The organism is Kitasatospora cathayae, assembly GCF_027627435.1.
Classification (GTDB): domain Bacteria; phylum Actinomycetota; class Actinomycetes; order Streptomycetales; family Streptomycetaceae; genus Kitasatospora; species Kitasatospora cathayae.
In genome coordinates this window covers 2095619-2122434 of record NZ_CP115450.1, presented here as the reverse complement: position 1 = coordinate 2122434, position 26816 = coordinate 2095619, and the positions used below count along the sequence as shown (strand labels likewise).

31 protein-coding genes are annotated in these 26816 nt (G+C 73.7%); 20 read left to right on the top strand and 11 right to left on the bottom strand.

Translation table 11 applies throughout. The features are described from left to right. Window positions 1-133 precede the first annotated feature (133 nt). Entirely contained in the window at window positions 134-1642 is a 1509-nt protein-coding gene (locus O1G21_RS09570; RefSeq protein ID WP_270142484.1) for a PQQ-binding-like beta-propeller repeat protein, read from the bottom strand. A gap of 135 nt (window positions 1643-1777) precedes the next feature. Here O1G21_RS09570 and O1G21_RS09565 point away from each other — a divergent pair, with 135 nt between their 5' ends. The 9 genes from O1G21_RS09565 (at window position 1778) to O1G21_RS09525 (ending at window position 9087) form a co-directional block, all read left to right on the top strand. Next, window positions 1778-2518, top strand: a complete 741-nt coding sequence (locus O1G21_RS09565; protein ID WP_270142483.1) for a dienelactone hydrolase family protein — start codon at window positions 1778-1780, stop codon at window positions 2516-2518. Between the two features lie 413 nt (window positions 2519-2931). Further along, window positions 2932-3357, top strand: coding sequence for an urea transporter (locus O1G21_RS09560; protein ID WP_270142481.1), 426 nt, complete (start codon window positions 2932-2934; stop codon window positions 3355-3357). Between the two features lie 98 nt (window positions 3358-3455). Beyond that, entirely contained in the window at window positions 3456-3761 is a 306-nt protein-coding gene (locus O1G21_RS09555) for an urease subunit gamma (RefSeq protein ID WP_033349169.1), read from the top strand. A 3-nt stretch (window positions 3762-3764) separates the two neighbouring features. Further along, on the top strand, window positions 3765-4583 hold the full coding sequence (locus O1G21_RS09550; protein ID WP_270142479.1) for a sirohydrochlorin chelatase: 819 nt from the start codon (window positions 3765-3767) through the stop codon (window positions 4581-4583). 23 nt (window positions 4584-4606) lie between these two features. Then, window positions 4607-5050 carry an urease subunit beta gene (locus O1G21_RS09545; RefSeq protein WP_270142477.1) on the top strand — a complete coding sequence of 148 codons (444 nt, stop codon included), beginning with the start codon at window positions 4607-4609 and terminating at the stop codon, window positions 5048-5050. Beyond that, entirely contained in the window at window positions 5050-6774 is a 1725-nt protein-coding gene (gene ureC, locus O1G21_RS09540; protein ID WP_270142475.1) for an urease subunit alpha, read from the top strand. Before O1G21_RS09545 ends, ureC begins: the two co-directional genes overlap by 1 nt. Then, window positions 6771-7475: an urease accessory protein UreF gene (locus tag O1G21_RS09535; RefSeq protein ID WP_270142473.1), complete on the top strand. Its 705-nt coding sequence runs from the start codon at window positions 6771-6773 to the stop codon at window positions 7473-7475. The genes ureC and O1G21_RS09535 overlap by 4 nt, the downstream gene beginning before the upstream one ends. Before the next feature lie 26 nt (window positions 7476-7501). Further along, window positions 7502-8122: an urease accessory protein UreG gene (gene ureG / locus O1G21_RS09530; RefSeq protein ID WP_270142471.1), complete on the top strand. Its 621-nt coding sequence runs from the start codon at window positions 7502-7504 to the stop codon at window positions 8120-8122. Further along, the gene (locus tag O1G21_RS09525) at window positions 8119-9087 is read left to right on the top strand and encodes an urease accessory protein UreD (protein ID WP_405000616.1); all 969 of its coding nucleotides are present in this window, start codon (window positions 8119-8121) and stop codon (window positions 9085-9087) included. Before ureG ends, O1G21_RS09525 begins: the two co-directional genes overlap by 4 nt. Here O1G21_RS09525 and O1G21_RS09520 read toward each other — a convergent pair. Further along, complete coding sequence (locus tag O1G21_RS09520) at window positions 9084-9554, bottom strand: MarR family winged helix-turn-helix transcriptional regulator (protein ID WP_270142470.1); 471 nt, start codon at window positions 9552-9554, stop codon at window positions 9084-9086. The genes O1G21_RS09525 and O1G21_RS09520 overlap by 4 nt on opposite strands. 68 nt (window positions 9555-9622) lie before the next feature. Here O1G21_RS09520 and O1G21_RS09515 point away from each other — a divergent pair, with 68 nt between their 5' ends. Together O1G21_RS09515 and O1G21_RS09510 are read left to right on the top strand one after the other, a co-directional pair. Continuing rightward, complete coding sequence (locus O1G21_RS09515) at window positions 9623-10498, top strand: NmrA/HSCARG family protein (protein WP_270142469.1); 876 nt, start codon at window positions 9623-9625, stop codon at window positions 10496-10498. 22 nt (window positions 10499-10520) lie between these two features. Next, on the top strand, window positions 10521-10847 hold the full coding sequence (locus O1G21_RS09510) for a hypothetical protein (RefSeq protein WP_270142467.1): 327 nt from the start codon (window positions 10521-10523) through the stop codon (window positions 10845-10847). Window positions 10848-10859: 12 nt separating this feature from the next. Here O1G21_RS09510 and O1G21_RS09505 read toward each other — a convergent pair whose 3' ends face one another. From O1G21_RS09505 to O1G21_RS09495, 3 genes are all read right to left on the bottom strand, one after another. After that, complete coding sequence (locus O1G21_RS09505; protein ID WP_270142466.1) at window positions 10860-11285, bottom strand: protein-tyrosine phosphatase family protein; 426 nt, start codon at window positions 11283-11285, stop codon at window positions 10860-10862. An 8-nt stretch (window positions 11286-11293) separates the two neighbouring features. Beyond that, window positions 11294-11515 (bottom strand): SDR family NAD(P)-dependent oxidoreductase, encoded by a 222-nt coding sequence (locus O1G21_RS41360; RefSeq protein ID WP_333493443.1) that lies wholly within the window; start codon window positions 11513-11515, stop codon window positions 11294-11296. 66 nt (window positions 11516-11581) lie between these two features. Continuing rightward, window positions 11582-12916 (bottom strand): helix-turn-helix transcriptional regulator, encoded by a 1335-nt coding sequence (locus tag O1G21_RS09495; protein WP_270142465.1) that lies wholly within the window; start codon window positions 12914-12916, stop codon window positions 11582-11584. Window positions 12917-13079: 163 nt separating this feature from the next. Here O1G21_RS09495 and O1G21_RS09490 point away from each other — a divergent pair, with 163 nt between their 5' ends. Both O1G21_RS09490 and O1G21_RS09485 read left to right on the top strand, forming a co-directional pair. After that, entirely contained in the window at window positions 13080-14009 is a 930-nt protein-coding gene (locus tag O1G21_RS09490) for an NADP-dependent oxidoreductase (protein ID WP_270142464.1), read from the top strand. A 150-nt stretch (window positions 14010-14159) separates the two neighbouring features. After that, window positions 14160-14936 (top strand): SDR family NAD(P)-dependent oxidoreductase, encoded by a 777-nt coding sequence (locus tag O1G21_RS09485; protein WP_270142463.1) that lies wholly within the window; start codon window positions 14160-14162, stop codon window positions 14934-14936. A 43-nt stretch (window positions 14937-14979) separates the two neighbouring features. On the opposite strand, the gene O1G21_RS09480 is transcribed toward O1G21_RS09485, so the two are convergent. Further along, the gene (locus O1G21_RS09480) at window positions 14980-15882 is read right to left on the bottom strand and encodes an NAD(P)-dependent oxidoreductase (RefSeq protein ID WP_270142462.1); all 903 of its coding nucleotides are present in this window, start codon (window positions 15880-15882) and stop codon (window positions 14980-14982) included. A 77-nt stretch (window positions 15883-15959) separates the two neighbouring features. Between O1G21_RS09480 and O1G21_RS09475 the strand changes: the two genes are divergently transcribed. Beyond that, window positions 15960-16343, top strand: a complete 384-nt coding sequence (locus O1G21_RS09475) for a MerR family transcriptional regulator (RefSeq protein WP_270142461.1) — start codon at window positions 15960-15962, stop codon at window positions 16341-16343. Between the two features lie 56 nt (window positions 16344-16399). Then, window positions 16400-17176 (top strand): GNAT family N-acetyltransferase, encoded by a 777-nt coding sequence (locus O1G21_RS09470; protein WP_270142460.1) that lies wholly within the window; start codon window positions 16400-16402, stop codon window positions 17174-17176. Window positions 17177-17255: 79 nt separating this feature from the next. Here O1G21_RS09470 and O1G21_RS09465 read toward each other — a convergent pair whose 3' ends face one another. Beyond that, a complete protein-coding gene (locus O1G21_RS09465; RefSeq protein WP_270142459.1) occupies window positions 17256-19103 on the bottom strand; it encodes a sialidase family protein in 1848 nt (615 codons plus the stop codon). A 243-nt stretch (window positions 19104-19346) separates the two neighbouring features. On the opposite strand from O1G21_RS09465, the gene O1G21_RS09460 reads away from it, so the two are divergent. Further along, window positions 19347-19655, top strand: coding sequence for a hypothetical protein (locus O1G21_RS09460; RefSeq protein WP_270142458.1), 309 nt, complete (start codon window positions 19347-19349; stop codon window positions 19653-19655). After that, on the top strand, window positions 19652-19864 hold the full coding sequence (locus O1G21_RS09455; protein ID WP_270142457.1) for a hypothetical protein: 213 nt from the start codon (window positions 19652-19654) through the stop codon (window positions 19862-19864). The genes O1G21_RS09460 and O1G21_RS09455 overlap by 4 nt, the downstream gene beginning before the upstream one ends. Before the next feature lie 43 nt (window positions 19865-19907). Here O1G21_RS09455 and O1G21_RS09450 read toward each other — a convergent pair whose 3' ends face one another. From O1G21_RS09450 to O1G21_RS41355, 4 genes are all read right to left on the bottom strand, one after another. Continuing rightward, window positions 19908-21023, bottom strand: a complete 1116-nt coding sequence (locus O1G21_RS09450) for a PP2C family protein-serine/threonine phosphatase (protein ID WP_270142456.1) — start codon at window positions 21021-21023, stop codon at window positions 19908-19910. A gap of 145 nt (window positions 21024-21168) precedes the next feature. Beyond that, window positions 21169-21591 (bottom strand): MarR family winged helix-turn-helix transcriptional regulator, encoded by a 423-nt coding sequence (locus tag O1G21_RS09445; protein WP_270142454.1) that lies wholly within the window; start codon window positions 21589-21591, stop codon window positions 21169-21171. Window positions 21592-21645: 54 nt separating this feature from the next. Further along, window positions 21646-22920, bottom strand: coding sequence for a M48 family metalloprotease (locus O1G21_RS09440; RefSeq protein WP_270142452.1), 1275 nt, complete (start codon window positions 22918-22920; stop codon window positions 21646-21648). A 117-nt stretch (window positions 22921-23037) separates the two neighbouring features. Then, on the bottom strand, window positions 23038-23787 hold the full coding sequence (locus O1G21_RS41355; protein ID WP_333493442.1) for a universal stress protein: 750 nt from the start codon (window positions 23785-23787) through the stop codon (window positions 23038-23040). A 272-nt stretch (window positions 23788-24059) separates the two neighbouring features. Here O1G21_RS41355 and O1G21_RS09425 point away from each other — a divergent pair, with 272 nt between their 5' ends. From O1G21_RS09425 to O1G21_RS09415, 3 genes are all read left to right on the top strand, one after another. Beyond that, window positions 24060-25214: a CapA family protein gene (locus O1G21_RS09425; RefSeq protein ID WP_270142450.1), complete on the top strand. Its 1155-nt coding sequence runs from the start codon at window positions 24060-24062 to the stop codon at window positions 25212-25214. Window positions 25215-25235: 21 nt separating this feature from the next. Beyond that, entirely contained in the window at window positions 25236-25775 is a 540-nt protein-coding gene (locus tag O1G21_RS09420; RefSeq protein ID WP_270142448.1) for a GNAT family N-acetyltransferase, read from the top strand. 405 nt (window positions 25776-26180) lie between these two features. Beyond that, window positions 26181-26732 (top strand): Uma2 family endonuclease, encoded by a 552-nt coding sequence (locus tag O1G21_RS09415; RefSeq protein ID WP_270142446.1) that lies wholly within the window; start codon window positions 26181-26183, stop codon window positions 26730-26732. Window positions 26733-26816: the final 84 nt, after the last annotated feature.

The window sequence follows — 26816 nt, the reverse complement described above, 5'->3', positions numbered from 1 at the left end:
GAGCAGGAAGTCGGCGGGGCCGACTTCCTGCTCCGCCGTCGTAGGCGGTTCGCCGGAATCCGGGCGGCTCGAGCCGCCGCTGCTCGGGAGCAGTAGCCCGCCGAAGTCCGTTCGATGATGGGCGAGTTGGCCGTCAGCGCGCTCCCTGGGCGAGCGAGCAGTCCAGGATCCGGCCGTCGCCCGTGCCCACGAGCAGCCGTCCAGGTCCGGCGATGGTGAGGGCGGTCGGTACGGCCGTGACCGCGCCGATCGTGAGGTGGTGGCGTACGGCGGTGCCGTCCCGCAGGTCGAGGGCGACGAGTTCGCCGTCCTCGTAGCCGACGTACGCGAAGCGCTCGTCGGCGTCGAGCGCGGTCGCCTCCCGGTCGGTCCGGAAGACCCAGAGCGGTGCGCCGCCGACCGCCTCGCGCCGCACCACGAACGAGCCGCCCGGTTGCAGGCCGCGGCCGTCGTACACGGTGCCGGCGTGGACCAGGCCGCCGTCCGGGAGTTCGACGCCGGGGCCGGAGAAGTGGGTCTCGCCGGGCGTGAAGGCGTAGCGGTACTGCCGGCGGAACGCCGTCCGGCTGGGCTGGTGCGGGTCCTCGCCGGGCGGGCCGTTGCGGCGAGGGTTCGGCAGGCCGGCCGTGGCGAGCCACTCCGTGCGGCCGCTCGTCCGGACGTAGGCCCGGCTGCCGCGTCGCACGTGCAGGCGGCTGCGCCCGCCGTTGCCGCCAGCGGGGACGAGCGCCGGCCGGCCGTCCCGGCACCGCACCAGCGACACCGGACCGGAGGGCTCGATCCGGCCGAGTTCCGCGCCGTCCGTGAGCGAGAGCCGGACCACGGTCTGCGCGGGCGCGTCCCACCCCCACGGCACCGGACCGGCCGCCCACGCCGACCGCCCGTCCCCGGCCACCACCAGGTCGCGGCCGCTCCACTCGTCCGGCACGGCCCACTGCCGTTCCCCCGAGGGCAGCCAGGACTCCAGCACGACCGGGTCGAGCGCGGCGAGGATCCTGCCGTCCGGCAGTTCCTCGACCGCGCGGACGCTGTGCCGCGGATCCCAGTCGGCGCTCAGCCCGGACAGCGCCTGGCGGGCGTCCTCCCGGCGGTCGGGGCGCGGAGCGGGCACCCGGGGGCCGGCGAGCTCCTCCGCGGTGATCGACCCGGGCGGCACGGCCCGCCAGTCGGGCCGGCGCACCACCGCGACGTGCCCGCTGACGTGCGCCTCGTAGTCCTGCCAGTCGTCCGGTGGTGACATCAGCACCCGCAGCGCCTGTTCGTCGAGCCACTCCAGGTCCAGCACCTCCCGGCCGGCCCAGTGCTCGAGGAGCGAGTCGGCGGCGCCCGTCTCCAGGTCCAGCAGCAGCAACTCGCCCTGGAAGTGGTACCCGCCGTCGTAGCTTCCGGTGCCGACGGCCAGGAGCGGGAGCCCGGGGTGGAAGGCCATCGTGTGCACCGGGTACCGGGAGTGGAGCAGGGCCCAGCAGGTCAGGTCGTCGGTGCCGTAGACGCCGACCGGCGAGACGACCCGGTGTTCGCAGGATCCGGCCACGGCCAGCAGGCCGCAGGGCTGGTCGGCGACGGCGAGGGCGGGTTCGCCGACCTCGGCGAAGGGGCGGTCGCCGAGGATCCGGTCGATGCGCAGGAGCGGGGTGGTCATGCGGATGATCGTCTCAAGGGGCGGTGTGCTACGGGAGTCGGGCACGAACCACAGGCCGGCGCCGCGCCCCGGCGACTGCCGGCCAGGCGGTGGAAAGAGCGGACTCGAACGTGTGTCGGGCGCCATCATGGGTGGGTGCACTTCACTTCGGAGACCAGCTCGGACGGCGTCTCGGAACGCCGCTTCGTCCATGACGGTGTGCCCGGCGTGCTCTGGCACCCGGCCGGATCCGCCCTCGGCGCACGGCCGTTGGTGCTGCTGGCGCACGGTGGCGGGCAGCACAAGCTGGGGCCGCGGGACCGGGCCCGGCGGTGCGCGGCGCGGTACGGGTGGGCGGCGGTGGCGATCGACGCGCCCGGGCATGGCGAGCGGGAGCGCACCGCGCAGGACGAGCGGTTCGCCACCGAGGTCGGGGAGTTGCTGGCGGCCGGGCGGCCGATCAGCGCGTGGGTGGCGCGGCACACGGCGGCGCTCGCGGAGCGGGCCGTGCCGGAGTGGCGGGCGGTGCTGGACGCGCTGGAGGCTCTGGACGGCGAGGGCCTCGGGCCGGTCGGGTACTGGGGGCTGTCGCTCGGGACGGTGATCGGCATCCCGCTCGCGGCGGTCGAACCGCGGATCCGGGCCGCCGTGTTCGGGCTGGCGGGCCACGCCTCGCTGGTGGAGTCGGCCGGGCGGCTGAGCGTGCCGGTGCGGTTCGTCCTCCAGTGGGACGACGAACTCCAGCCGCGCGAGGCGGCGTTGGCGCTGTACGGCGCGCTGGGTTCGCGGGAGAAGACGCTGCACGCCAACCCCGGGGGCCACCTGGCGGTGCCCGAGTTCGAGGTGGAGTCCGCAGAGCGGTTCCTCGGGTGTCATCTGCCCTGTGGAGCCCGCTGACGGACTCCGGCGCGGCTGCGCCCCGGAGTCAGCACGTTTCCGTCACACGCCTCCCGCGCTTCACGGTGTTCTCACGGCTTCGGGGGTCCGCATTGTCGTGGTGACGGGAATTTGTCACATATTGGCCGGCGTGCTCGTATTCCGACATCTGTCAGCGGTGAGTAAAACTTCGCAAAGAATTGCCCTCCTCAAGCGCCTGTCCGGAAGCTTGATTCAACAGAATGTTGCAGCTCAGAGGGGCGGTGGTCACGCTACGTGGATTTGGCATAACCGTCAGTTCCCGTTTCGGTCGGCAATCCGCAGGAGTACGGTTCCCAACGAATCGCCGAACGTACCGGGAATTGGTGCGCTGCATGGGTCAACAAAAGGGTGGGGAAGGGGCCTTCGGGGCCACCCGTCCGATATCCGTCAAGTTGGTCGCCGAAGTCCTGCGCGGTGTCGCCCAGGTCGATTTCATGCCGTCCGCCGTGTGCGGGCTCTTCTTCGTCGCCGCACTGTTCGCCGCCGGCTGGCAGTACGGCCTCTGCAGCCTGCTCGGCAGCATCGTCTCCACCGCCGTCGGGTACGGCCTCGGGCTGCGGCGGGAAGCCGTCGAGGCCGGGCTGGTCGGGTACAACGGGTGCCTGGTGGCGCTCGGCTGCGCGGTGTTCCTCGGCCCGGGCCACCCCGTCACGGTCGTGGTCGCGGCGCTGGGCGCCGCCGTCGCGGCGGTGCTGACCGCGGGCCTCGGCGCGATCACCGCGCCGTTCGGCGGCCACGCCTTCACATGGCCGTTCGTGCTGACCACCATGCTGTTCCTGGCGGCGGTACCGGTGATTCCCCGGCTGCGCCGGGTCTGATCCCGCGAGCGCCTGAACCCGGCATTCCGCCACCCAACTGCCCGGCATTTCATCGGACTTGCAATTCGTCGGTTTCTCGGAAAGGAGGAGTGGTTCCCGTGAATCTCTCCCCGCGTGAGATGGACAAGCTCTACATCTACGTCGTCGCCGATCTGGCCCGCAAACGCCGTGACCGCGGCGTCAAGCTCAACTACAGCGAGGCCTGCGCGCTGATCAGCGAGGCCATCATGGAGGGCGCCCGGGACGGCCGCACCGTTGCCGAGTGCATGGAGATCGGCAAGCAGGTCGTCAGCAACGCCGACGTCATGCCCGGCGTGCGCGAGATGCTGCCGCTGCTCCAGGTCGAGGCCGCGTTCCTGGACGGCACCAAGCTGGTCTCCTGCCACGACCCGGTGGGTGCCTGAGCGATGACCGCACCTCAGCCTGCGGTGGTCGTCCTGGCCGGCGGGCACGAGAGCGGCGGCGGCCGCGACCTGGCCGCCCTGGTCCAAGGCGAGCCGGCGGGACACGCGCCAGTGGTGCTCGCCGCGGCGGCCGCCGGGAGGCCGCTCGCCGAAGCCGTCCGCTCGGCCCTGGCGGCCGGCGACGCACCGGTGTGCGTCGTCCCGATGACCCTCGGACGGGACCCGAAACTGGTCGCCGACACCGCCCGCGCCCTGCGCTGGCTCGCCACCGGCGAGGGCCGCGGACGGCTCGCGCTCACCGCGCCCTTCGGCGCCGCCGAGCACCTGATCGGCTGGCTGCGCGCCGCCGCGGCCTCGGCCGGCAACGGGGACGCCGTCCTCGTCACCGCCCCGGCGGCCGGCCCCTTCGAGGACGCCGAACTGTTCCGGATCGCCCGCCTGGTCCGCCAGTACGGGCGGCACCGACTGGTCGAGGTGGCCCTCGCGGGCGGCGACCCGAGCCCGGCCGAGGGCGCCGAACGCTGCCGCCTGCTCGGCGCGGAGAGGATCACGGCCGTCCCGGCCTCCTTCGGCCCGGCCCTGCCCGCCGGCCCGCTCGAGGGCGTACGGGACGGCGGCCCGCTGCTGCGGCCGTCCGCGATCGGCGGCGTGATCGCCGCCCGCACGGCGGCCGCGCTGCACCTGCTCGGCCATGGCGAGGACGGCATCCGGGCCGGTCTGGACGCCGAGCACGGCCACGGCTACGCCCACAGCCACGGCCCGGGCGAAAACCACCATCACAGCCACAGCAGCAACCACCCCCACACCCACACCCCCCACTGAACCGGCAGAGAGGAAGGCCAGCCATGTCTGGTGGCGCCGCGTACCTGTACGGCGACGACCCGGTGGAGATCAACGCCGGCCGAGCCAAGGCCACCATCACGGTCAGCAACACGGGCGACCGGGCGATCCAGGTCGGTTCCCACTACCACTTCTTCGAGGCCAACCGGGCCCTCGACTTCGACCGCAACGCCGCCTTCGGCAAGCACCTCGACATCCCGGCCGGCACCGCCGTCCGCTTCGAGCCCGGCGACACCAAGGACGTCACGCTCGCCGAGTTCGGCGGGCACCGCCGCCTGGTCGGCTTCAGCAGCCTCGTGGACGGCGGCATCACCGCGCGCGACACCCGCGCCCGCGCCATCGACCGGGCGATCGCCCTCGGTTTCAAGGGCGCCAACCTCGACCACAAGGACGACGAACCCAGCGCGGGGCAGTACCGCACACACCACCGGAACGAAGGCGACCGCTGATGGCCATCCTGTCCCGCAAGCAGTACACCGACCTCTTCGGCCCCACCGTCGGTGACCGCTTCCACCTCGCCGACACCAACCTCGTGGTCGAGGTCGAGCAGGACTTCAACCAGGGCCACTACGGCGACGAGGCCGTCTACGGCGGCGGCAAGGGCATCCGCGACGGCATGGCCCAGGACCCGGCCGCCACCGCCGGCCAGGGCGCGCTCGACCTGGTCATCACCAACGTCGTCGTGCTGGACCCGGTGCTCGGCGTCGTCAAGGGTGACATCGGCGTCAAGGACGGCTTCATCGCCGCCGTCGGCAAGGCCGGCAACCCGCACACCCAGAGCGGGGTGCACCCCAAGCTGGTGATCGGCCCCGGCACCGAGGTGATCTCCGGCGAGCACCTGATCGCCACCGCCGGCGGCATCGACACCCACATCCACTTCATCGCCCCGCAGCAGGCGCAGGAAGCGCTGAGCAACGGCATCACCACCCTGATCGGCGGCGGCACCGGCCCGTCCGACGGCACCAACGGCACCACCTGTACGCCCGGCCCGTGGAACATCGGCCGGATGTACCAGGCGGTCGAGGACCTCCCGGTCAACGTCGGCCTGCTCGGCAAGGGCAACGGCTCGCTGCCGGGCGCGCTGCGGGAGCAGGTCGAGGCGGGCGTGTGCGGGCTCAAGGTGCACGAGGACTGGGGCAGCACCCCGGCGGCCATCGACAGCGCGCTGAGCGTCGCCGACGAGTACGACGTGCAGGTGGCCATCCACACCGACACCCTGAACGAGTCCGGCTTCTTCGAGGACACCCTGTCCGCGATCGACGGCCGCACCATCCACACCTTCCACACCGAGGGCGCGGGCGGCGGCCACGCCCCCGACATCATGCGGATCGCCGGCGAGCCCAACGTGCTGCCGTCCTCCACCAACCCGACCCTGCCCTACACCGTCAACTCGGTCGACGAGCTGCTGGACATGGTGATGGTCTGCCACCACCTCAGCCACGACATCCCCGAGGACGTCTCCTTCGCCGACTCCCGGGTGCGCGCCGAGACCATCGCCGCCGAGACCGTGCTGCACGACGAGGGCGTCATCTCGATCTTCTCCTCCGACTCCCAGGCCATGGGCCGGATCGGGGAGTCCTTCACCCGCGCCTTCCAGACCGCCCACCACTGCAAGGAGCAGCGCGGCAAGCTGGCCGGCGACACCGAGCGCAACGACAACTTCCGGGTGCTGCGCTACCTCGCCAAGCTCACCATCAACCCGGCGATCGCCTCCGGCACCGCCGAGCACATCGGCTCGCTGGAGCCCGGCAAGCTGGCCGACATCGTGCTCTGGCCGATCAACTCCTTCGGCGCCAAGCCCAAGATGGTGATCAAGGGCGGCGTCATCAACTGGGCCCTGATGGGTGACCCGAACGCCTCGCTGCCCACCCCGCAGCCGGTCTACTACCGCCCGATGTACGGCGCGTTCGGCCGGGCCAAGCAGGCCACCCGGATCAGCTTCATGTCCCAGGCCGCCGTCGACCTCGGCGTGCCGGCGCAACTCGGCCTTGACAGCCGGGTGTTGCCGGTGCGGCACTGCCGCTCGGTCGGCAAGCAGCACATGCTGCGCAACGACGCCCTGCCGAAGATCGCGGTCGACCCGGAGACCTACAAGGTCACCCTGGACGGCGAGCCCGCCACCATCGAGCCGGCCCGCGAACTGCCGCTCAACCACCTGTTCTACCTCGCGTGAGCAGCCTCCCGGGAGACGGGCTGGACGCCCTGCTGGTCAGCCTCCAGCTGACCGACTCCGCCTTCCCCAGCGGCTTCTACACCCTCTCGCACGGCCTGGAGGGCTACGCCCAGGCGAAGGCCGTCACCCCCGACACCGTGCCCGAGCTGCTCGCCGACCTGCTGCGGCACGGCGTCGGACCGTCCGACGCGACGGCGCTGGCGCTGGCCCACCGGGCCGCCTCGGAAGGCGACTGGGAACTGCTGGTCGAGCTCGACCAGCGACTGCACGCCACCAAGCTCAACCGCGAGCTGAGGCTCGCCGCCACCCGCACCGGACGCCAACTCCTGGACATCGCCCGGGAGTCGGTGGGCGGCGAGCCGCTCGAGCGGTACGCGGAACTGGTCGCCGCCAAGCGCGCCCCCGGCTGCCAGGCGGTGGCCGCCGGGGTCGCCTACGCCTCGGCCGCCGTACCGGTCGAACAGGCCGTCGCCAGCGACCTGTTCGCCTTCTGCGCCAGCTTCGTCGGCGCCGCGCTGCGGCTGCGGCTGACCGACCACCGCAGGGCGCAGGTGGTGCTGCGGGCCGCCGCCCCGGTGATCCGGGAGGTGGTGGCGGCCGCGCTGGTGCGGGAGCCGGCCGACCTCGGCGGCTGCGTACCGATCGCGGACGCGATGTCCGGGCGGCACGAGCGGGCCGAGGCCCGGCTGTTCGCGAGCTGAACACCCCTACGACCGAAGGAAATCCCATGACCGACAACGTGCTCCGGGTGGGCATCGGCGGACCGGTCGGCTCCGGCAAGACGGCGCTGATCGAGGCGCTGGTGCCGGTGCTGATCGCGCGCGGCCACCGCCCGGCGGTCATCACCAACGACATCTACACCCAGGAGGACGCCCAGCACGTCCGCCGCACCCTCGCCGGGGTGCTCGACCCCGAGCGGGTGGTCGGCGTCGAGACCGGTGCCTGCCCGCACACCGCCGTACGGGACGACCCGACCATGAACCTCGCCGCCGGGGCCGAGATGCTGGAGCGCTTCCCCGACGTCGACACCCTGCTGTACGAGTCCGGCGGCGACAACCTCACGCTGACCTTCAGCCCGGTGCTGGTCGACCTCTTCCTGTTCGTCCTGGACACCGCCGAGGGCGAGAAGATGCCCCGCAAGCGCGGCCCGGGCATCACCGAGTCGGAGCTGCTGGTCATCAACAAGATCGACATCGCCCAGTACGTCCGCGCCGACCTCGGCATCATGGAGTCCGACGCCCGCCGGGTGCGCGAGGGCGGGCCGGTGGTGCTCACCAACTGCCTGACCGGGGAAGGGCTGGAGTCCATCGCAGCCTTCCTGGAGACCTTCCGGAAGGTCCCGGCGTGACGGCTGGTCGCGGCGTGACGGCTGCACCGGTGGCCGCCCCGCCCCGGCTCGACCCCCGGCACTACGAGCCGGCCCGCGTCCCGTACGAGGTCCGCCGGCACGCCGGGACGCCCGACACCCTCGCGGTCGGGCGCCCCGGCAAGGTCGGGCTGCTGGAACTGGCCTTCGAGCGGATCGGCGGGCGCACCGAACTCACCGGCCACTACCAGAAGTCGCCGCTGCAGATCATGCGCCCGCTCCACTTCGACCCGGCCCGCCCCGACCTCGCCGTCACCCTGCTGATGTCCACCGGGGGCGGCATCCTCCAGGCCGACCGGCTGCGCACCGACATCCGCTGCGGCGCCGACACGGCCGTCCACCTGACCACCCAGGCGGCCACCAAGGTCTACCGGATGGAGCACGACTACGCGACCCAACTGGTCAACCTGGCGGCCGGGCCGGGCGCCTACGTGGAGTACCTGCCCGAGCCGGTGATCCCCTTCGTCGACTCGCGCTTCTACCAGCGCACCGTCCTGACCGTCGACGCCGGGGCGACGGTGCTGGCCGGCGAGACCGTGCTGGCCGGCCGCCTCGCCCGGGGCGAGCGCAACGCCTACCAGGTGTTCGCCTCCGACCTCGAAGTGCGGCGCCCGTCAGGAGAGTTGGTGGCCCTGGACACGGTACGGCTGGAGCCTGCCGGGGGCGGCGTGGCCGGCCCGGCCGTGCTCGGCGGGCACGACGTGTTGTCCAGCCTGTACGTGCTCAGCCCGCTCGCCCCGGCGGCCCGGATCGCCGACGTGCTGCACGAGGCGCTGGCGGGGAGCGGACTGCTGTACGGGGTCAGCGTGCTGCCGCAGGACAGCGGCGCCTGGCTGCGGCTGCTCGACTCCGACACCCGGGCCTGCGCGGCCGCCCTGCGGGCGGCCTGGGACGCGGTGCGGCGGCTGCTGATCGGGGCGCCGGCGCCGGACCTGCGGAAGACCTAGCGGTCCTGGTCGGCGAGGCGGGCGATCTGCCGGTGGCTGAGCTCGACCGTACGGTTCATGTGCCTCAGCAGGAAGGCGAGTTCGTCCTCGCTGTCCTCGGCGAAGACGGCCGCCCAGTCGGCGCCGAGGCTGCGCCACACCTCCCCGAAGCGGGTCAGCGCCTCGGGGAGGACGGCGACCAGCACCCGGCGGCGGTCCGCCTCGTCCCGCCGCCGGACCACCAGGCCGGCCTTCTCCAGCCGGTCGACCAGGCGGGTCGCCGAGCCGCTGGTGAGCCCGGTCAGCTCGGCGATCCGGCCGGTGGTGACCGGGCCGTCCTCCAGGGTGAGCAGGTTGAGGCACTGGACGTCGGTCGGGTGCATGCCGAGGTGGTCGGCGACGGCCTGGTTGAACAGCACGTAGGAGGCCAGGTAGCGGCGTGAGACCGGCCAGAGCCGGGCCATCAGCTCGTCGCGGGTGGGCGTCATGGGGCCAGGGTAACCGGCCGACCGGAAATAAGTTGCGCCACGCAGAGATCTCTTCATATATTGACTGCATGACGCAGATAAATGCCAAGCTTCCCGTCGCCGTCACCGGCGCCACCGGCGCCCAGGGCGGCGCAACGGCCCGCGCCCTGCTCCGGACCGGATGCCCGGTCCGCGCCCTCACTCGCGACACCGACTCCGCATCCGCCCGCGAACTCTCCTCGCTCGGAGCCGAGTTGGTGCGCGCGGACTTCGACGACCCGGCCTCGCTGACCGCCGCCCTCGACGGCGCCGGCGCACTGTTCGCGATGTCCACCCCGTTCGGGACCGACCTCGACACCGAGGTCCGCCAGGGCATCGCCCTGCTCGACGCGGCGGCCGCCACCACCGGCCTGCGGCACGTCGTGTTCACCTCCGCCACCAACGCCGACCGCTCCACCGGTATCCCGCACTTCGACTCCAAGCAGCGCATCGAACAGCACCTCGCCGGCCTCGACCTGCCCTGGACCGTCATCGGCCCGGCCGCCTTCCTGGACAACTACGCCAACGACTGGACCCTCGAGTCCCTGCGCGAGGGCGTCTTCCACCTCCCCATGCCGCCCGGCGTCCCCCTCCCGGTGATCGCCGCCGAGACCATCGGCGCCTTCGCCGCCCACGTCCTCACCCACCCGGACGCCTACGCGGGCAAGCGCATCGACATCGCCTCGCAGTGGTGCACCGGCGAACAGATCGCCGCAGCGATCACCGCCGCCAGCGGGCGGCCGATCCGCTGCCAGGAGGTGCCGCTGTCCGTCGTCGAGACCTACTCCGAGGACCTCGCCGCCATGTTCCGCTACTTCCAGGAGGTCGGCCTCGACATCGACACCGACACCCTGCACGCCGAGCACCCGACCGTCGAATGGCGCAGCTTGGAAGACTGGGCCGCCGGACAGCCCTGGGACCTGTGAGGCGCGGGCGTATCGTCGCCGGGTGAGATCGAAGAGAGCACGCCGCATCCACGTCGACGGCCATGACTACCGCTGGGTGGTCCGCCTCCGCGACACCGCCCACGTGGACGTGCGCATCCGGCTCGACCGGCCGGGCGGGCCGTACCGGCCGCTCCTCGCGACGCGGCGCTTCGACAACCCGTGGCTGCACTACGGGGTGCTGCTGACCGCCCCGCCCGAACGGATCGACGAGGTCTTCCGGTTGGAGCCGGTCAAGCCCGCCCTGGTCGCCGACCTGATCCGGGCTGGCCTCGAGGCCGGCTGGCGGCCGGAGGAGAGGGGCGCCGCGCTGGTCCTCGCGGAGGAGTGACGGGCATCGAGCCTAGGCCAGCCGTTCCACGAACTTCCGCTGCCAGGGCGTCTCCACCGCGTGCCGACTGTAGTGCTCCCGCACGTACGCGACCGCCTCCTTCGCCGGTACGCCGTCCAGCACCGCGATGCACGCGAGCGCCGTGCCGGTGCGCCCCCGTCCGCCCGCGCAGGCGAGTTCGACGCGTTCGTCGGCGCACCGCTCCCAGGCCTGCCGGAAGGCGTCGGCCGCGTCCGCGCGGTCCGCCGGCAGGCGGAAGTCGGGCCAGCGGACCCAGCGGCTCTCCCAGGGCAGGGGCTGCGGCTCGCGCCCCAGCAGGTAGATGCCGAAGTCGGGCGGCGGCCCGGGCGGCAGCGGGTTGCGGACGCCGCGGCCGCGCAGCAGGCGGCCGGAGGGGAGTTGCAGCACGCCGGGGGTGGAAGGGTCCCAGGTGGTCATGTCAGCTCTCAGATGCCGGCGTGGCCGATGAGCTTCAGGCTGCGCTCCCACAGTTCCGTCCGGGCCCGCTGATCGGCGATCTCCTCGGCCGTGCGGTCGAGCCGACCCTGGTCGCGGCCGTGCAACAGGACGGTGTCGCCCTCGGCGGCGAGGCGGTGGGCGAGGGCGCGGCCGAGGCCGTCGGTGGCACCGGTGATGAGGATGGTCCGCGGTGGGGCGGGCGGGGTCATCGGGACTCCTGTCATCGGCTGCCATCGGCTGTGGCGGCCGTCATCGGGCGGGGCGGCGGAACCGGTTCAGGATGCCACGTGCAGCCGCGCGGCGCCGGGCATCCCGGCGCGGTGGGCCAGCGCGGCCGCCTCGCCGCGCGAGCCGACGCCCAACTTGGCCAGGATGTTGGCGACGTGGAACTTCACCGTGGATTCGCTGATGTGCAGCGCCGCGGCGATGTCCCGGTTGCGGCGGCCCTGCGCCAGCTGGTCGAGCACCTCCAGCTCGCGGGGCTGGAGCCCGTCCAGCGGGTCGGTGGCGGCGGTGGGCGAGGGCAGGCCGAGCGGCAGGTCGACCGTCACCGTGGTTCCCCAGCCGGGGACGGATTCGACGTCGTAGCGGCCGCCGAGGGCGGCGATCCGGTCGGCGGTGCGGTGGACGGTGAGGGCGTCGGCGGCGAGCAGCCCGAGGCCGTCGTCGCGCACCACCGCGCGCAGTGCGCCGTCCGCCGTGAACTGCCAACTCAGGTGCAGCCGGGTGGGTTTCTCCTGGTCCAGCATCAGCATGACGGCGACCCGCACGGCGTCCCGGGCGGTGTGGGCGGTGTCCGCGGGGACGGACCGGGTGGCGTCCGCCGGGGGTGCGAGGTCGAGCCGGACCCGGGTGTGCCGCAGCAGCGGACGCAGTTCGCGGGCGAGCCGGGCGAAGGCGGCGTCGGCGGGTTCCTCGCTGAGGGCCCGGTCGAGGTCGGCGGCGCGGCGCAGGTCGAGCAGGGCGGTGACGGCGAGTTCGGTGGCGGCCCGGCGGGCGGCGGCGTCGTCCAGGTCGGTCGAGCGCAGCGGGGCGAGGACGGCGCTGAGCGCCGCGCCGTGGGTGCCGGTGAACTCGGCGATCGCCCGGGCGCGGGCGTTGGCGGCGGCCCGGGAGACCGCCGCGTGGGTGGGGGCGGCGTCGGTGGCGCGGTGGTCGGTGTGGGCGACGGCCAGCTCCCAGAACCGCTGGAGCAGGGTGAGCGCGCGCGGGTCCACCGGGTCGGCGTGCGCCCGGACGAGGACCAGGACGGCGCTGCCGTCGCTGCCCGGGCCGGTCGCGGCGGTCACCACCACCGGACGTACGTCTCCGGCGAGTTCGCCCTCACCCTGCCAGGGGTGACCGGTCGCGGTCGTTCCGGCGGCGTGCTCGGCCAGCCGGGACAGGTCCAGTCCGGTGACCTGGTCGGCCAGTTCGGGAGGCCCGTAGGCGTGCGTGGGGGAGAACGTGCAGATGCCGTTGAGCTGCGCGATCACCTCGTACGGCACGAGCGTGGCGATCACCTCGCCGAGCCGCCGCAGCACGTCCGGCCGGGGGGTGCGCAGCACCTCGACGGCCCGGGCCAGGGCGTCCTCGGGGCGGCTCCAATGCTCCTGCCAGGTCTGGTCCATGCCTCGACCCTAACCCGTGGCGGCCGGCGGCGGCCCGTCCCTTCGGCCAGGTCGAACCGTCCGAAAGACCGGCCGGGCGCCGGGCCGTGACGTCGCAGCATGGAAGTCGTCGGAAGCAACCAACCCCCGGGACGACTCCCGGAAACCGCAAGGGATTCCTGCCATGACCAAGGCGATCGCCTTCCCGCAGTACGGCGGCGCGGACGTGCTGCGCACCATCGACGTCGAGCTGCCCGCCCCCGGGCCCGGCCAGGTCCGGGTCGCGGTCCGCGCGGTGGGTGTCAACCCGATCGACCACCGGCAGCGCAGCGGCGAGCTGCACTCGCTCTTCCCGGCAGTCTTCCCCGCCGTGCCCGGCTACGAGGTGTCCGGCGTGGTCGAGGCGGTCGGCGCGGAGGTGACCGGCTTCGCGCCCGGCGACGAGGTGTTCGGCGGCCTGATGGGCGGCGGCTATGCCGAGCAGGCGCTGCTCGACGCGGACGAGCTGGCGCTCAAGCCCGCCACGCTGAGCTGGGAGGAGGCCGCCGCGATCCCGGTGGGGGCCGAGACCAGCGAGCGGGCGCTGGACGTCCTCGGCGTCCGGCCGGGGGAGACCCTGCTGGTGCACGGCGCGGCCGGCGGGGTCGGCACGGTGCTGCTGCAGTTCGCCCGGGCGCGCGGCATCACCGTGGTCGGCACCGCGAGCGAGGCCAACCACGCCCACCTGCGCGAGCTCGGCGCGATCCCGGTGACGTACGGCGAGGGCCTGGCCGAGCGGGTGCGGGCGGCCGCCCCGGGCGGGGTGGACCGGGCGTTGGACGCGGTCGGGAAGGGCGACGTGCTGCCGCTGTCGATCGAGCTGACCGGCAGTGCGGACCGGGTGCTGACGATCGCGGACTTCGCGGGCGCCGCGCAGTACGGCGTCCGCTTCAACGGCGGTGCCGAGGGCGTCGAGTCCTACCACCGGCCCGCCTTCGCCGCCGCGCTCGCCCTGCACGAGGCCGGCACCCTGCGGCTGCCGCTGCACCGGGTGCTCCCGCTGGCGCAGGCGGCCGAGGCGCACCGGATCAGCGAGCACGGGCACCTGCGGGGGAAGATCGTGCTCACCGTCTGACCCGCGGGGCACGGGGGTCCCGACTGACCCTCGGCGCGGGTGCTCACCGACTGACCCGCGGCGCGGGTGGTCCCGTCCGACCAGCGGCGCGGATGGTCCCGCCCCGCCGAAACCCGGTGCCGCGCCGCCGCGCTCGGTAGAGTCCCGCCCATGGTGACTTTGAACGCGGCGGGGCGGCTGGCCGGCCGCTCCTGCGTGGTGACCGGCGCGGCCAGCGGCATCGGCCGGGCCGTCGCCGAACGCTTCGTCCGGGAGGGCGCGTCGGTGGTCGCCACCGACCTGGACGCGGAGGGGCTGCGCCGCCTGGCCGGGCGGTTCCCGGACGCCGTCAGCACGGTGGTCGGGGACGTGGCCCGGGAGGAGGACGCCCGACGGATGGTCCGGGCGGCCGTCGAGCGGCACGGGCGGCTCGACGTGCTGGTGGCCAACGCCGGGGTGATCCCGCTGATGGAGATCACCGAGGCCACCGCCGAGGACTGGGACCAGGTGATGGCCGTGGACGGCCGCGGCATGTTCCTCACCTGCAAGTACGCGATCGAGGCGATGACCGCCCAGGAACGGCCCGGCGGCTCGATCGTCTGCCTGTCCTCCATCTCCGGCGAGGCCGGTCAGCGCGGCCAGGCGGTGTACGGGCCCGCCAAGTTCGTCGCCTCGGGGCTGACCAAGCACCTCGCCGTCGAATGGGCGGACCGCGGCATCCGGGTCAACGCCGTCGCCCCCGGCACGATCGCCACCGAGCGGGTCGCCCGGCTGCGGGAGGAGCCCGGCGGGACGGAGTACCTGGAGGCGATCGAGAAGCTGCACCCGATGCGCCGCCTCGGCGACCCGGCCGAGGTCGCCGCCGCCGTGCTCTTCCTGGCCTCCGACGACGCCTCCTTCATCACCGGGGCCGTCCTGCCGGTCGACGGCGGGTACCTGGCGCAGTAGCGGGCTGCTGACCGTAGGGCTCCTGACACTACGGCTCCTGACACTAGGGCTCCTGACGGGCGAGCAGTTCGACCAGCGCCGACACCCCGTCCGCCCCGTGTCCGGCCTCGACCGCCCGCCGGGTGACCGCGAGGGCGGCGTCCAGCACGGTGGTGTCCAGCCCGCGAGCCCGGGCGGTGTGGGCGACGTGGGCCAGCCCGGCCTCGGCGGAGGACACGCTGCTGCGGTCGCCGGGGTGGCGGCGCTCGTCCGCGCGCGCCGCGTAGTCCCTGATCAGCGGTGGTAGCAGCTGGGACAACCCCTGGGCGTACGGGACGAGTTCGGCGCCGCTGAGGCCCTCGGCGCGGGCCAGTGCGAGGGCGTGGACCCAGCCGTGCACGGTGGTCCAGAACAGGTCCAGCAGGGCCGCGTCGAAGGCCGCCGCCCGTCCCGGGTCCGTGCCGACGTGGCGAACGGTGCCCAGGGCGCGCAGGGTCGGCTCGTGCGCGGCGAAGGCCTCGGGGTCGCCGCTGAGCAGCAGGGTGCCCTCCGGGCGGCCGATGGTGGGGGTGGGGGTGAGGATCGCGGCGTCGAGGAGGCGGTGGCCCCGGGCGGTGGCGTCGGCGGCGTCGGCCCGGGCGTCCTCGGGGGTGATCGAGGTGGCGTTGACGACGGTCCGGCCGCGCAGCGCCTCCCCGGCGGCGGCCAGCACCGCCCGGGCAGCCGGCTGGTCGCGGACGCACAGCAGCACCAGTGGAGCCTCCGCCACGGCCTCGGCGGCGCTGCCGGCCCGCCGGGCGCCCAGCGCGAGCAGTTCGGTGTCCCGGCCCGGGGTGCGGTTCCAGACGGTGACGCAGTGGCCGGCGGCCAGCAGCGCCCCGGCCAGTGCCCGGCCCATCGGGCCCAGGCCCAGCACGGCAACGGCGTTGCCGGAAAAGGGGGTTGAGAAGGATTCTCGGTTCGGCATGGCGGTTACGCTAGACCCTCACGCCGACGGCAGAGTCAAGGCCGGAGCCCGTCGGCCGGTCGATCGGAGGTGCCGCGATGCGGATCGGAGAGCTCGCCCGGCGGACCGGGGTCACCCCGCGCGCCCTGCGCTACTACGAGGAGCAGGGCCTGCTCACCCCCGAGCGCCGCCCCAGCGGCTACCGCGAGTACGGCGACCGGGACGTGGACACCGTCCACGGCATCCGCACCCTGCTCGCGGCCGGTCTCAACAGCGCCGCGATCGCCGAGATCCTCCCGGGCCTGCCGCTCCCCGGGCAGCGCCGACCCGGCCCGACCTGCCCGCAACTGCTCGACGGCCTGGCCCGGGAGCGGGCCAGGATCACCCGGCGGATGGACGAACTCGCGGCCGCCCGGGCGATCCTGGACACGATCACGGGCGCGGCGGCGCCGAGCGAGGTGATCCGCACGCCGCGGACCTGACCCGGCGGGACGGAAAACCGCTGGCGCGCGCTCCCGTGCCGTGCTGGACTGGTCGGATGGATCGTGATCATGTACTCGCCTTGTTCGACCAGCGGATCCGGCGCGACGCGCAGCCCGACGGCCCCGGCGTCCGCGTCGAGCGCGACGGCGCCGTGGTGCGCCGGGTGGGCGGGGAGCACGCCTGGAACGGCGTCGTCTGGTCGGGCCTGGACGCGGCCACGGCGGACGCCGCGATCGCCGCGCAGGTGCGCCACTTCACCGAACTGGGGCTGGAGTTCGAGTGGAAGACCTACGCCCATGACCGCCCCGCCGACCTCGGCCGGCGGCTGCTCGCGGCCGGGTTCACCGCCGAGCCGGACGAGGCGCTGATGATCGCCCGGATCGCGGACCTGCCCGCCGGCCCGGGGCTGCCCGAGGGCGTCCGGCTGGAGCCGGTGACCGACCCGGCCGGGGTGGACCTGGTGGTCGCGGCCCACGAGCAGGCCTTCGGGACGGACATGCCCGGCCTGCGCGAGCGGATCCTCAACCACCTGCGGCACAGCCCGGACACGCTCAGCCTGGTCGTCGCGATGGCCGGGGACCAGCCGGTGAGCGCCGCCCGGATGGAGCTGAACCCGGGCACCGGCTTCGCCGGACTGTGGGGCGGCGGCACCGTCCCCGCCTGGCGCGGCCGGGGCATCTACCGCGCCCTGGTGGCCCACCGCGCCCGCCAGGCCGCCGAGCTCGGCTACGAGTACCTGCAGGTCGACGCGAGCGACCAGAGCCGCCCCATCCTGGAGCGGCTCGGCTTCGCGCGGCTGAGCACCACCACGCCGTACAACTACCAGCCGTAGGAGCACGGAGGCCTGGCGAGCGGAAAGGGCCCGGCCCCCGGAGCGGCGGACACCGGGGGCCGGGAGTTCACGGTCCGGCTCAGTGCAGCGGGACCGCCACCGCCGTGACCTGCTGCTGTTGCAGGTGGGCGGGGTTGGTGCCGTCGTCGTAGGTGGTGACCGACGTGGTGTAGTCCGTCGTGCCGCCGATGACGTTGCCGAAGTAGTCGCCGATGAAGGTGCTCGAGCCCTCGACCGGGGAGTCCAGCTGCGGGTCGAAGGAGTGGGCGCTGAGGCGCAGGTTGTGGCCCAGCGGGCCGAGCGTCGGATCGTAGAACTGGACGCTGGTGTCGACGCAGTAGTCGGTGGCGCCGTAGGGCGCGCCCGGGTGCTTGGGGTTGGCGGTGTCCAGGGCCAGCCCGGCGGCCCGGGCCTCGGCGGTGCCGGCGGCGGCGCAGGCGAGCCGACGGTCGTAGAAGGCGACGCTCACGGTGCCGTCGGGGCCGGTGGTCAGGTTGGGCTGGAACTCGTCCACCGGGGCGGCGTTGTCGTTGACCCGGATCGGGGCGCTCCAGCTGGCGCCGCCGTCGTAGGAGGCGGTGAGCAGGACGTTCACCACACCGGTGGCGTAGTCCTCGTACGCGACGTACAGCGGGTAGTGGCCGTTCACCGGCCGGCTGCCGAGGGTGAAGGTGTCCTCGATGCCGTCGCGGAAGGTGGTGTTGGCGTACGAGCCGGGCGGCGGGGTGATGGTGCCCGGCAGGGTGGAGACGGTGGTCCAGGTCTGCCCGCCGTCGTGCGAGGCGTCCAGGAAGATCGCGTCGCAGCAGAGCCGGTGCGCCGGGTCGGAGTTGGTGAGGGTGGTGTACACCGTCCCGTCCGGGGCGACGTGGGGCAGCAGGTAGGTGGCGCCCTGCGGGGTGTTCGGCGGCTCGGGCAGCGCCTGCGGGGTCGACCAGTCGGTGTGGGTGCCGTCCGGGCGGGCGTCGGCGTACGCGACGTACGGCACGGGGGTCTTGTTGTGGAAGTCCACCCACATCGCGTAGATGCGGTTCAGGTGCGGGCTGTTGGGGTTGGTGTCGACGGCGATCCACTGCTTGTCGGGGCCGTTGCCGATGCTGTCGTAGGTCGCGACGAAGTCGGGGTGGCCGCCGCGGGTGGTCAGCCACTGGGTGGCGGTGGTGGCGCCGTGCGGGCGGACCGCGACCGAGATGGCCTGGGAGGCGACCACCGGGTTGGCCTCCCGGGAAGTGCCGACGCTGAAGTCGTGCGAGCCGTCGGCGTTGTAGAAGAACTGGTAGGGCAGCAGCAGCGAGTAGTAGTTGCCCCAGGTGTCGAAGGCGCCCACCGGGTCGGTGTTGTCCGTCCAGCCCTCGTAGCCGGGGATGTGGCCCTGCACCGGCCAGCTGTGCCCGCCGTCGAAGGACTCGAAGAAGCCCAGCAGGTGGTTGTAACCCTCCGCGCTCACCACCCACTTGGAGGCGCCGATCAGGTGGTTTGGGTTCGTCGGGTCGACCCGCAGGTCCGACTCCGAGTGCCCCTTGACCAGCATCGGCGTCGCCGCCGGGTAGCCGGGGTTGCTGCCGACCTGGGTCGGGTACGGGCCGGCCGCGCCGGTGTCCTCACCGGTGGTCGCACCGCCGGCCGGGCACGGTGTCATGCCGCTGTAGCCCTCCGCCGGGCCGCTGTTGGCGGCGTAGGGCACCTCGGGCCGGAAGCAGCTGGTCCGGGCGGAGGTGGCCTGCACGTTGCTCACGGCGTTCGCGGCCTGGCTCGCGGCGTAGGCGGCGTCGCTCTGGGTGCCCTGGGGGAGCGCCGGGGCGGCCGTTGCGGTGGTGGCGGCGTTCGCGGCGTTCGCGGCGTTCGCGGTGGAGGAGGAGAAGGGGGAGAGTAGCGAGAGGCCGAGCAGCGCCGGGCCGAGCAGTAGAGCGATTCTTCGGTTGCGCAACGGGGATGCCTCCTGCGGTCTGGGGGTGAACCTGGGGCAGTGCCTTTGGAGTTGACGGAGGGGCCAGGTGGGACCGGGTGGGCCACCGGTGCCTCGCGGCCCGATGACGGTACGGGTGCGGGGCCACGTCAACAAGGGCGGGAGTGGGAAGTTGACGTCCCGTTTGCCGGGGATGGGGACGGGCATTGCGTCCGGCGCGGGATTGTCGGGAGTCCGTCGGGCCCTGGCGTCGGCCGCCAGGCGGTGCGGGAGCGGTCCGGCAACGGTGCGAGCGCGCCGACCGGACGGCCGGCGGTACGGACCAACGGGAGGTCAGGAGTTGAGCGCGAACCGCCCCGGCACCGGCTCCCCCGGCTCCCCAGAGAACACCACCTCGCCACCGGAATCGTCCCCGCCGACCCGGTCGCCGCCAAGGCGGAGATCGCCGCCGACTGGGAGAAGTTCTTCGACCCGGCCACCCCGATCGCCGGCGAGGCGGAACTGGTCCAGGGCGGCGACATGCTGTTCCCGGTGCTCCAGGCTTCGCGCAGGACCCGCGGGTGGGCCAGGTGAAGGCGAAGGTGAACGACGTCGTCTTCGTCGACGCCGCCGACGCGACCGTCCTCTACGCGCTCTCCCTCCAGGGCAACGTGGTCGAGCCGAACGCGAGCGGGCAGGCCGTCGCCGAGAACGGCACCTGGAAGGTCGCCCGCTCGACCCTGTGCGGGCTGCTCAGCCAGGCCGGCAGCGCCAGTGCCACCGCCGTCCCCGGATGCAGCTGACCGCCCCGACGCCAGGCCGGGCCGTCGAGCCCCGGCCGAGCGGCTAGTCGGTGCCGGCCGGGAGCCGCTCGACCACCACCATCGCCGCGTCGTCGTCCAGGCGTCCGCCCACGTGGGCGAGGAGGTCGCGGCGGAGGCGGTGGAGCAGCACGGACGGGCGCTCGGACTGCCAGGCGGCGACGCGTTCGGTGAGGGGGTAGAAGCGGCGGCGGGCGTCGCGGGCCTCGATCACGCCGTCCGTGTAGATCAGCAGGCGGTCGCCGGGCTCGAACGGGAAGGTCTCCGCTTCGTACCCGCTCGGGGCCAGTTCGCCGAGGCCGAGCGGGGGCGCCGGGGAGCGGGCGATGAGCGGGCCGAGTCCGTAGGAGTGCAGCACCAGCGGGGGCGGGTGGCCGCAGTCGATCATGTGGACCACCGGGGCGTCGTCCGGGATGTCGAGCAGGACGGCGGTGATGAAGGACTCGCCGGTGTCGTCGGCGCCGGCGTCGCCCGAGGTTCTGCCGCCGAGCCGGCGTCGTCGGGCCTCCCGGGCCTGCTCGGCCAGCTGGGTGAGGTCCCAGGAGACGCTGCCGTCCAGGTACGCGGCCAGGCTCGGCAGGTCGGCGTGCAGGTGGGCGGCGGCGCGGAAGGCGCCGAGCAGCAGGGCCGCGTCGCCGAGCGAGGAGAGCCCCTTGCCGCGGACGTCGCCGACCAGCAGCCGGGTGCCGGTGGTGGTCCGGGCGGCCGCGTACAGGTCGCCGCCGACCTGTGCCTCGGCCTCGGCGGCCAGGTAGACGGAGGCCAGGTGCAGCGGCCCGATCCGTTCCGGCAGCGGGCGCAGCAGCACCCGTTGGGCGGCCTCGGAGACCAGCCGCACCCGGGCCAGTTCGCGTTCGTGCCGCTCGCGCAGCACCCGCAGGCCGACGATCAGCGCCGAGACGATCACCTGCGCGCCGAGCTGGGTCTCGATGTTGGCGCTGGTCAGGCCGTCCCGGACGGCGCCGATGACGGTGAGCGCGGCGAGGGCGAGCAGGGCGACCCGGGCGGTGGCCCGGGGGCCGGCGAGGGAGGCGGTGAGCGCGGGGGCGACGATCAGCAGCGGGCCGAGGTGGATGCTCGGCGGAGCGAGGATGTCGACGACGGTGATCAGGACGATCAGTGCGAGCGGCAGTGCCGTCATCACGCGGCGGTCGGGCCGCCAGGAACGGCGGCGGGCGCGCGGACGCGGCTCATCGGGACGCTGCCGGAGGGGCACCTCTCCTCTGTACACCGTGGGGGTGGTGGGGCGCACCCCGGAACGGGGCCGGACCTTGAGGGGCCCCGGGTCAGCCCTCCTCGCCGTAGCGGGCGAGGTAGGCGGCGAAGCGGGCGACGTCCTCGTCGGACCAGTCGGTGAAGCGGGTGGTGAAGGCCAGTCGGCGCTGCTCGTTGGCGTCCCGCAGCAGGGTGAGCCCGGCCTCGGTGGCGCGCAGGATCTGGCCGCGCTGGTCGTCCGGGTCGGCCTCGCGGCGCAGCAGGCCGAGCCGCTCCAGGGCGGTTACCTGGCGGCTGACGGTCGACTTGTCGAGCATGAAGTGGGCGGCCACGTCGGCGGCCCGGCAGCCGCCGCGCTCGGTGATCAGGTCGAGGATGCTGTACGTGACCAGGGAGAGGTCGGGGTGCAGCTGGGAGGCCTTGTGCCGGGCACGGCGGGCGAAGGCGGTCAGCTCGCGCTGGATGGTGTCGATGGACGACTGGCGGCCGGGCACGGCGTTCCTACCTCCTTGAGGCTTGCTGAGGCTTGCTGCAGGAAATTTGTTGCACTATACAACGGATTTGCCGGGAGTAGTACGCGGCGGCGTCGCCGACCCACCGGCCGGGGTGCTCGCCCTCCGTTCCCGTCCGGCCTGCCAGGCGCGGGCGGCCGCGATCCGGCGGGTCGCACTCGGATGAGTGGCGAACAGTAGCTCAAGCACCCAGGGCGGGTCGACATCCGAGACGTTCACCACGGCCAGTCTGCGCTGCATCGCCGCGAACTGCTCGACGTCCCCGGTCAGTTCGAGCGCGTGGCGGTCCGCCCTGGCCTCGATCCGGCGGCTCACCGCGCACTGCGCCGGGCCCGACAGGGCACCGATCAGCGCCGCGAGCGCGGCCAGCAGCGGCAGCGCCCGGGGATCGGCCGCGTCGTCCGCCCCGGCGGCCGACAGCAGCGGGTGCCAGTCGGTCAGCAGGCCCAGCAACGCCACCGCCACGGCGGCGCCCACCGCCCCGAGCGCGGTGCCGATCGGCAGGTCCCGGTGCTTGACGTGCCCCAGCTCGTGCGCCACCACCAGCTCCACCTCGCGCGGCTCGGCGGTCGACAGCAGCGTGTCGTACGCGACGATCCGGCGGGTCGCGCCCAGCCCGGAGACGTACGCGTTCAGCGCGGTGGTCCGCCGGGAGGCGTCCGCCACCAGGACGTCCCGGACCCGGACGCCGTCCCGCTCGGCCAGCGCCAGCAGCGCGGTGCGCAGCTCGCCCGCGGGCATCGGGGTGAAGCGGTTGAACACCGGCTCGATCAGCAGCGGGTGGAGGAAGGACAGGGCGGCCGTCAACAGCGCCGCCGCGCCCGCCGCCAGGAACCACCAGTGCCGCGGCGACCAGGCGGTCAGCGCGAACAGGCCCAGCACCAGCGGGAGGACCAGCAGCAGGGTGAGCGCGAGCGACCGCACGGCGTCCATCGCCCAGCCGGCCCAGCCCTGGGTCACCAACCCGTACCGTGCCCGGACGGTGCGCACCCCGGCACCGAAGGGCAGCTGCAGCGCCTGGCCGAGCAGCACCAGGGCCGCCGCGCCGGCCAGCACCTCGGCCGACCGGGAGCCGCCGAACCAGCGGCCGGTCGCCGTCACCAGCGCGGCACCGGCCGGGGTGAGGCCGAGCACCAGGGTCAGGGCCAGGCCCGCCAGGCGGCCGCCGAGCGCCCACGGCAGCTGGGCGCGGCGCAGCGCGCGGCCGCGGGCGCGCTCGGCGGGGGTGAAGTCGGGGGCGGCGGTCGCGGCGGCGCTCGCTTCGGCGGTCGCGTTGGCGGTCGCGTCGGGGCCCGGGGCGGGTGCGTTCATCGGCGGGTGTGGCTCCGGCGGGGGATGAGGGGGCGTGGTTCGGGTGAGCGGGCGTCGCGGTTCAGCATCTCCTACCGCGCCCGGCCTGCGCTCACTCCTCGTGCTCACTCCAGCCGTTCACTCCTCCTCCGGGCCGGTGGCGTCGTGGACGCCGGCGCGCAGCAGCTGGTGGCCGAGGTCGACCAGTGCGCGGCCGACCGCGAAGTCGTCGCCGACCGCCGGGGCCGGGGTGTCACGGGGGTTGCGGCGGGCCAGGGCGTCGCTGTGCAGGACGTTGCCGTCGGCGTCCAGCACGGCGTGCACCCGGGTGGTGTCCCGGTCCTCGACCACGTGCAGGCTGATCTGCCAGTCCTTGGTGCGGACGGCCCCCGGGGCCTGCTCCCCGGCCTCGGTGGCCAAGGGCGGCGGGGCGGAGGCCGTCCCCTCGGACCGGACGATCACCACCGGGCAGACCCCGTGCACCGCGCAGCGGGTGGACACCGAGCCGAGCAGCGTCCGGGCGAAGGTGCCCCGGCCGCGGCTGCCCAGCACCAGCAGGTCGGCGCCCTCGGCCGCCTCCAGCAGCACCTCGGCGGCGTGCCCGAGCACCAGGCTCTCCCGGACCTCCACCGGACGCTGCGGCCCGATGACCTCGTTGACCTCGGCGGTCAGGGTGCGGCGGGCGGCCTGTTCGAAGCCCTCGTCCACCATCGGCGCGAACCAGCCGTACAGCGAGGGGTACTCCCAGGCCGCGACCGCGTGCACGGTGGCCCCGGTGAGGACCGCCTGGCCGACCGCCCAGCGCAACGCCGCCTTCGACGGCTCCGATCCGTCGATCCCGACCACGATCCGGCGCTCCAGGCCGGGGGCGGGTTGGTTGCTGGCCATCACGTACCTCCTCCGGCGCCCAGGCGTGACCGCCCAGCTGCGCCTCCTCTCCACGCTGCGCGCCGCCCGGGCGGCGCGCCAGGGACACCGTGGCCGGGTGGGGGCGGGGGATTGGGACGGGCGGGCCCGGTCGCACGTGAGCGAGGGAACGACGGCTGCGGAACGGCTGCTGTGCCCTTTCGTGTCCGGAATGTCGTGGGTGCGGGCTCAAGTGGTGGCGATTCGGTGGCGTAGGCTGACCGCTCTTGCATCGACTCCGGGGGGAACCACTCATGCGCCGTGCCGCGGCCGCCGTCGCCGTGTTCGTCGGGCTGACCGCCGTCGCCGCCTGCGGGCCGGCCGACCCGAAGCCCGCCCCCGCCCCGACCGCCGCCGCGCCGGCGGCCTCCGCCGCCGCACCCCCCTCCGCCGCAGCCTCCGGCACCGGCCCGGCCCCGGCCCCCACCAAGGGCGGCGCGCCCCGCCCGGACGGCACCATCACGGTCGCCTTCGCCGGGGACGTCCACTTCGAGGGCCGCACCCAGCCCCGGCTGTCCGTCCAGCCGCCCGAGACGGCGCTCGGCCCGATCTCCCGCACCCTCGCCGACGCCGACCTGTCCGTGCTCAACCTGGAGACCGCGATCACCGGGCGCGGCGCGCCGGAGCCGAAGACGTACACCTTCCGCACCGCGCCCCAGGCGCTGTCCGTGCTCAAGGACTCCGGCGTGGACGTCGTCTCGATGGCCAACAACCACGCCGTCGACTTCGGTGCCGACGGACTCGCCGACACCCTGGCCGCCAAGGACTCCTCGCCCATCCCGGTGATCGGCGTCGGGCACAACGCCAAGGAGGCGTACGCCCCGTACCTGACGACCGTGCGCGGGGTGAAGGTCGCGGTGGTCGCCGCCAGCCAGGTCGAGGACATCACCAACCAGAAGTGGCGGGCCGGCGCCAACAAGCCCGGCATCGCCTCGGCGCTGGACGTCCCCGTGCTGGTCTCGGCGGTGCAGGCGGCGAAGAAGGAGGCCCCGGTGGTGCTCGTCTACCTGCACTGGGGCGAGGAGGGCAAGGCCTGCCCGACCGGCGCGCAGACCGCCATCGCCAAGAAGCTCGCCGCCGTCGGGGCCTCCGCGGTGGTCGGCACCCACGCCCACACCATGGTCGGCTCGGGCATGCTCGGCAACACCTACGTGGGGTACGGCTTCGGCAACTTCCTCTGGTACGGCACCTCCGACTACGCCTTCTCCAACGAGACCGGCGTCACCACCCTCACCCTCGCCGCCGACGGCAAGGTCACCGGCGAGGCCTTCGCCCCGGCCACCATCGACGACAAGGGCATCCCCCAACCCGTCACCGGCGCCGCCGCCGACGCCGCCCTCAAACGCCGCGACGGCCTGCGCGGCTGCGCCGGCCTCACCCCGCCCCCGGCGGCTCCGGCTTCGCACTGACGCCATCCGTATCATCACCGGATGAGCGGACATGAGGAACTGATCACCCGTCGCTTGTCGTTGCGCCGCCCGACCGAGGGCGACATCGACGCGGTCCTCGCCATCCACCGAGACCCGGCCGCCTGCCGCCACAATCCCTCGGACGCCCTCACCACCCGGGCGGAGGCCGAGGAACGGTACGGCCGCTGGGACGCCCTGTGGCAGGCCCACGGCTTCGGCTACTGGACGGTCCGATCGCGCGGCGCCTCCCCGGTACTGGGCTTCTGTGGCGTCCAACCGATGGAACTCGTGGGCCGCCCGGTGCTCAACCTCTTCTACCGCTTCGCCCCCGCCGCCTGGGGCCACGGCTTCGCCGGCGAGGCCGCCACCGCCGTCGTCTCCTGGTCCGCCGCACACGTCCCCGAGCTGCCGCTGATCGCCCGCATCCGCCCCGAGAACCTGCCCTCCCAACGCGTCGCCCTACGGGCCGGCCTGCGCCGGGCCGAGCACCTGGACGGGCCGGGGTACGACGGCTTCGACCGGATCTACGTTGCCGAGGGCAGCGCGAGCTTGCTGGCGTGAGTCCCGTCAGGCGGACCTGAGGGGGGATCCGAGGCCGCCCGCCCCACAGTTGGAGTGGGCGGCCTGCGTGGGTTCGGGAGGAGACGGCGAGTTCCTCGCCCTCGTCAACGACATACCGGGCTCACCCCCGGACGCGGCCACCTGCGGACGGCGCCGTCCGAGCAGCACCAGTCCGAGGAACGCGGCCCACCCCGACCACCCGAAGCGGGACGGCCGCTCCCGTGGGCAGCGTGCCCGCGTTCGCCTCGATGAGGACGAGCCCGAAGCCCGAGCCGATGAGCCGACCAAGTTGATCCCTGTTCATGGCGGCCGGCATTCCAGTCGGATGTCCATTCGGGCCATCGGGATGACCTGCTGATCTGCCGCTACTCTCGTACTTGTGGCAGGAGCACTGGAGGAGACCGCATGGATCCTGAGCACTACCGCCTTCTCGAAGAGGCACGGCGCAGCCTCCCGGACGGCTTCAAGGTCGAGCTGTCCGGCGACGTCATCGTCATGCAGGCGTCGCCCTCCTCGATCCACCAGTTGAACCTTTCGATCGTGCAGCGCCAGTTCGACGTGCACTGCCCGGTCGGCTACTTCACGAGTGGAAACAGCGACCTCTCGTCGCCTGGGGTCGGCGCCGTTCGCAACCCGGACCTCACCTACCTACCCGAGGACGTGATCGACCTGGCAGGACACAACATCCCTGCCGAGCTTGCGTTGATCGCAGTCGAGGTCGTGTCGCCGTCCAACCCCGATAACGACTGGTCGGGAAAGGTCCGCGACTACCCCCGCATGGGCTTCCCGCTCTACCTGATCATTGACCCACGGCAGAAGTCGGTGACCCTGTTCTCGGAGCCGAACCACGACCGCTACCACACGAGGACCGAGCGGGAGTTCGGTGAGTCGATCCACATCCCCGAACCGTTCGACTTCGACCTGGACCTGTCGCGCCTCGTCCCCTATCGGGACTGACCTCCAGGCCGGATGCGGCGGCGCTGGGCGGCCGCGCCCCGTCCGGCAGATCGGCTACCTGTTCCCGCAGCTCGTCGGCGGCGT

Coding starts and splice junctions, on each gene's coding strand:
- O1G21_RS09550 (WP_270142479.1), top strand. CDS start 3,765: ATGACCGCACCTCAGCCTGCGGTGGTCGTCCTGGCCGGCGGGCACGAG.
- O1G21_RS09520 (WP_270142470.1), bottom strand. CDS start 9,554: ATGACGCCCACCCGCGACGAGCTGATGGCCCGGCTCTGGCCGGTCTCA.
- O1G21_RS09515 (WP_270142469.1), top strand. CDS start 9,623: ATGACGCAGATAAATGCCAAGCTTCCCGTCGCCGTCACCGGCGCCACC.
- O1G21_RS09505 (WP_270142466.1), bottom strand. CDS start 11,285: ATGACCACCTGGGACCCTTCCACCCCCGGCGTGCTGCAACTCCCCTCC.
- O1G21_RS09480 (WP_270142462.1), bottom strand. CDS start 15,882: ATGCCGAACCGAGAATCCTTCTCAACCCCCTTTTCCGGCAACGCCGTT.
- O1G21_RS09415 (WP_270142446.1), top strand. CDS start 26,181: ATGGATCCTGAGCACTACCGCCTTCTCGAAGAGGCACGGCGCAGCCTC.
- O1G21_RS09475 (WP_270142461.1), top strand. CDS start 15,960: ATGCGGATCGGAGAGCTCGCCCGGCGGACCGGGGTCACCCCGCGCGCC.
- ureG (WP_270142471.1), top strand. CDS start 7,502: ATGACCGACAACGTGCTCCGGGTGGGCATCGGCGGACCGGTCGGCTCC.
- O1G21_RS09440 (WP_270142452.1), bottom strand. CDS start 22,920: ATGAACGCACCCGCCCCGGGCCCCGACGCGACCGCCAACGCGACCGCC.
- O1G21_RS09570 (WP_270142484.1), bottom strand. CDS start 1,642: ATGACCACCCCGCTCCTGCGCATCGACCGGATCCTCGGCGACCGCCCC.
- O1G21_RS41355 (WP_333493442.1), bottom strand. CDS start 23,787: ATGGCCAGCAACCAACCCGCCCCCGGCCTGGAGCGCCGGATCGTGGTC.
- ureC (WP_270142475.1), top strand. CDS start 5,050: ATGGCCATCCTGTCCCGCAAGCAGTACACCGACCTCTTCGGCCCCACC.
- O1G21_RS41360 (WP_333493443.1), bottom strand. CDS start 11,515: ATGACCCCGCCCGCCCCACCGCGGACCATCCTCATCACCGGTGCCACC.
- O1G21_RS09490 (WP_270142464.1), top strand. CDS start 13,080: ATGACCAAGGCGATCGCCTTCCCGCAGTACGGCGGCGCGGACGTGCTG.
- O1G21_RS09485 (WP_270142463.1), top strand. CDS start 14,160: ATGGTGACTTTGAACGCGGCGGGGCGGCTGGCCGGCCGCTCCTGCGTG.
- O1G21_RS09450 (WP_270142456.1), bottom strand. CDS start 21,023: ATGACGGCACTGCCGCTCGCACTGATCGTCCTGATCACCGTCGTCGAC.
- O1G21_RS09425 (WP_270142450.1), top strand. CDS start 24,060: ATGCGCCGTGCCGCGGCCGCCGTCGCCGTGTTCGTCGGGCTGACCGCC.
- O1G21_RS09495 (WP_270142465.1), bottom strand. CDS start 12,916: ATGGACCAGACCTGGCAGGAGCATTGGAGCCGCCCCGAGGACGCCCTG.
- O1G21_RS09470 (WP_270142460.1), top strand. CDS start 16,400: ATGGATCGTGATCATGTACTCGCCTTGTTCGACCAGCGGATCCGGCGC.
- O1G21_RS09545 (WP_270142477.1), top strand. CDS start 4,607: ATGTCTGGTGGCGCCGCGTACCTGTACGGCGACGACCCGGTGGAGATC.
- O1G21_RS09420 (WP_270142448.1), top strand. CDS start 25,236: ATGAGCGGACATGAGGAACTGATCACCCGTCGCTTGTCGTTGCGCCGC.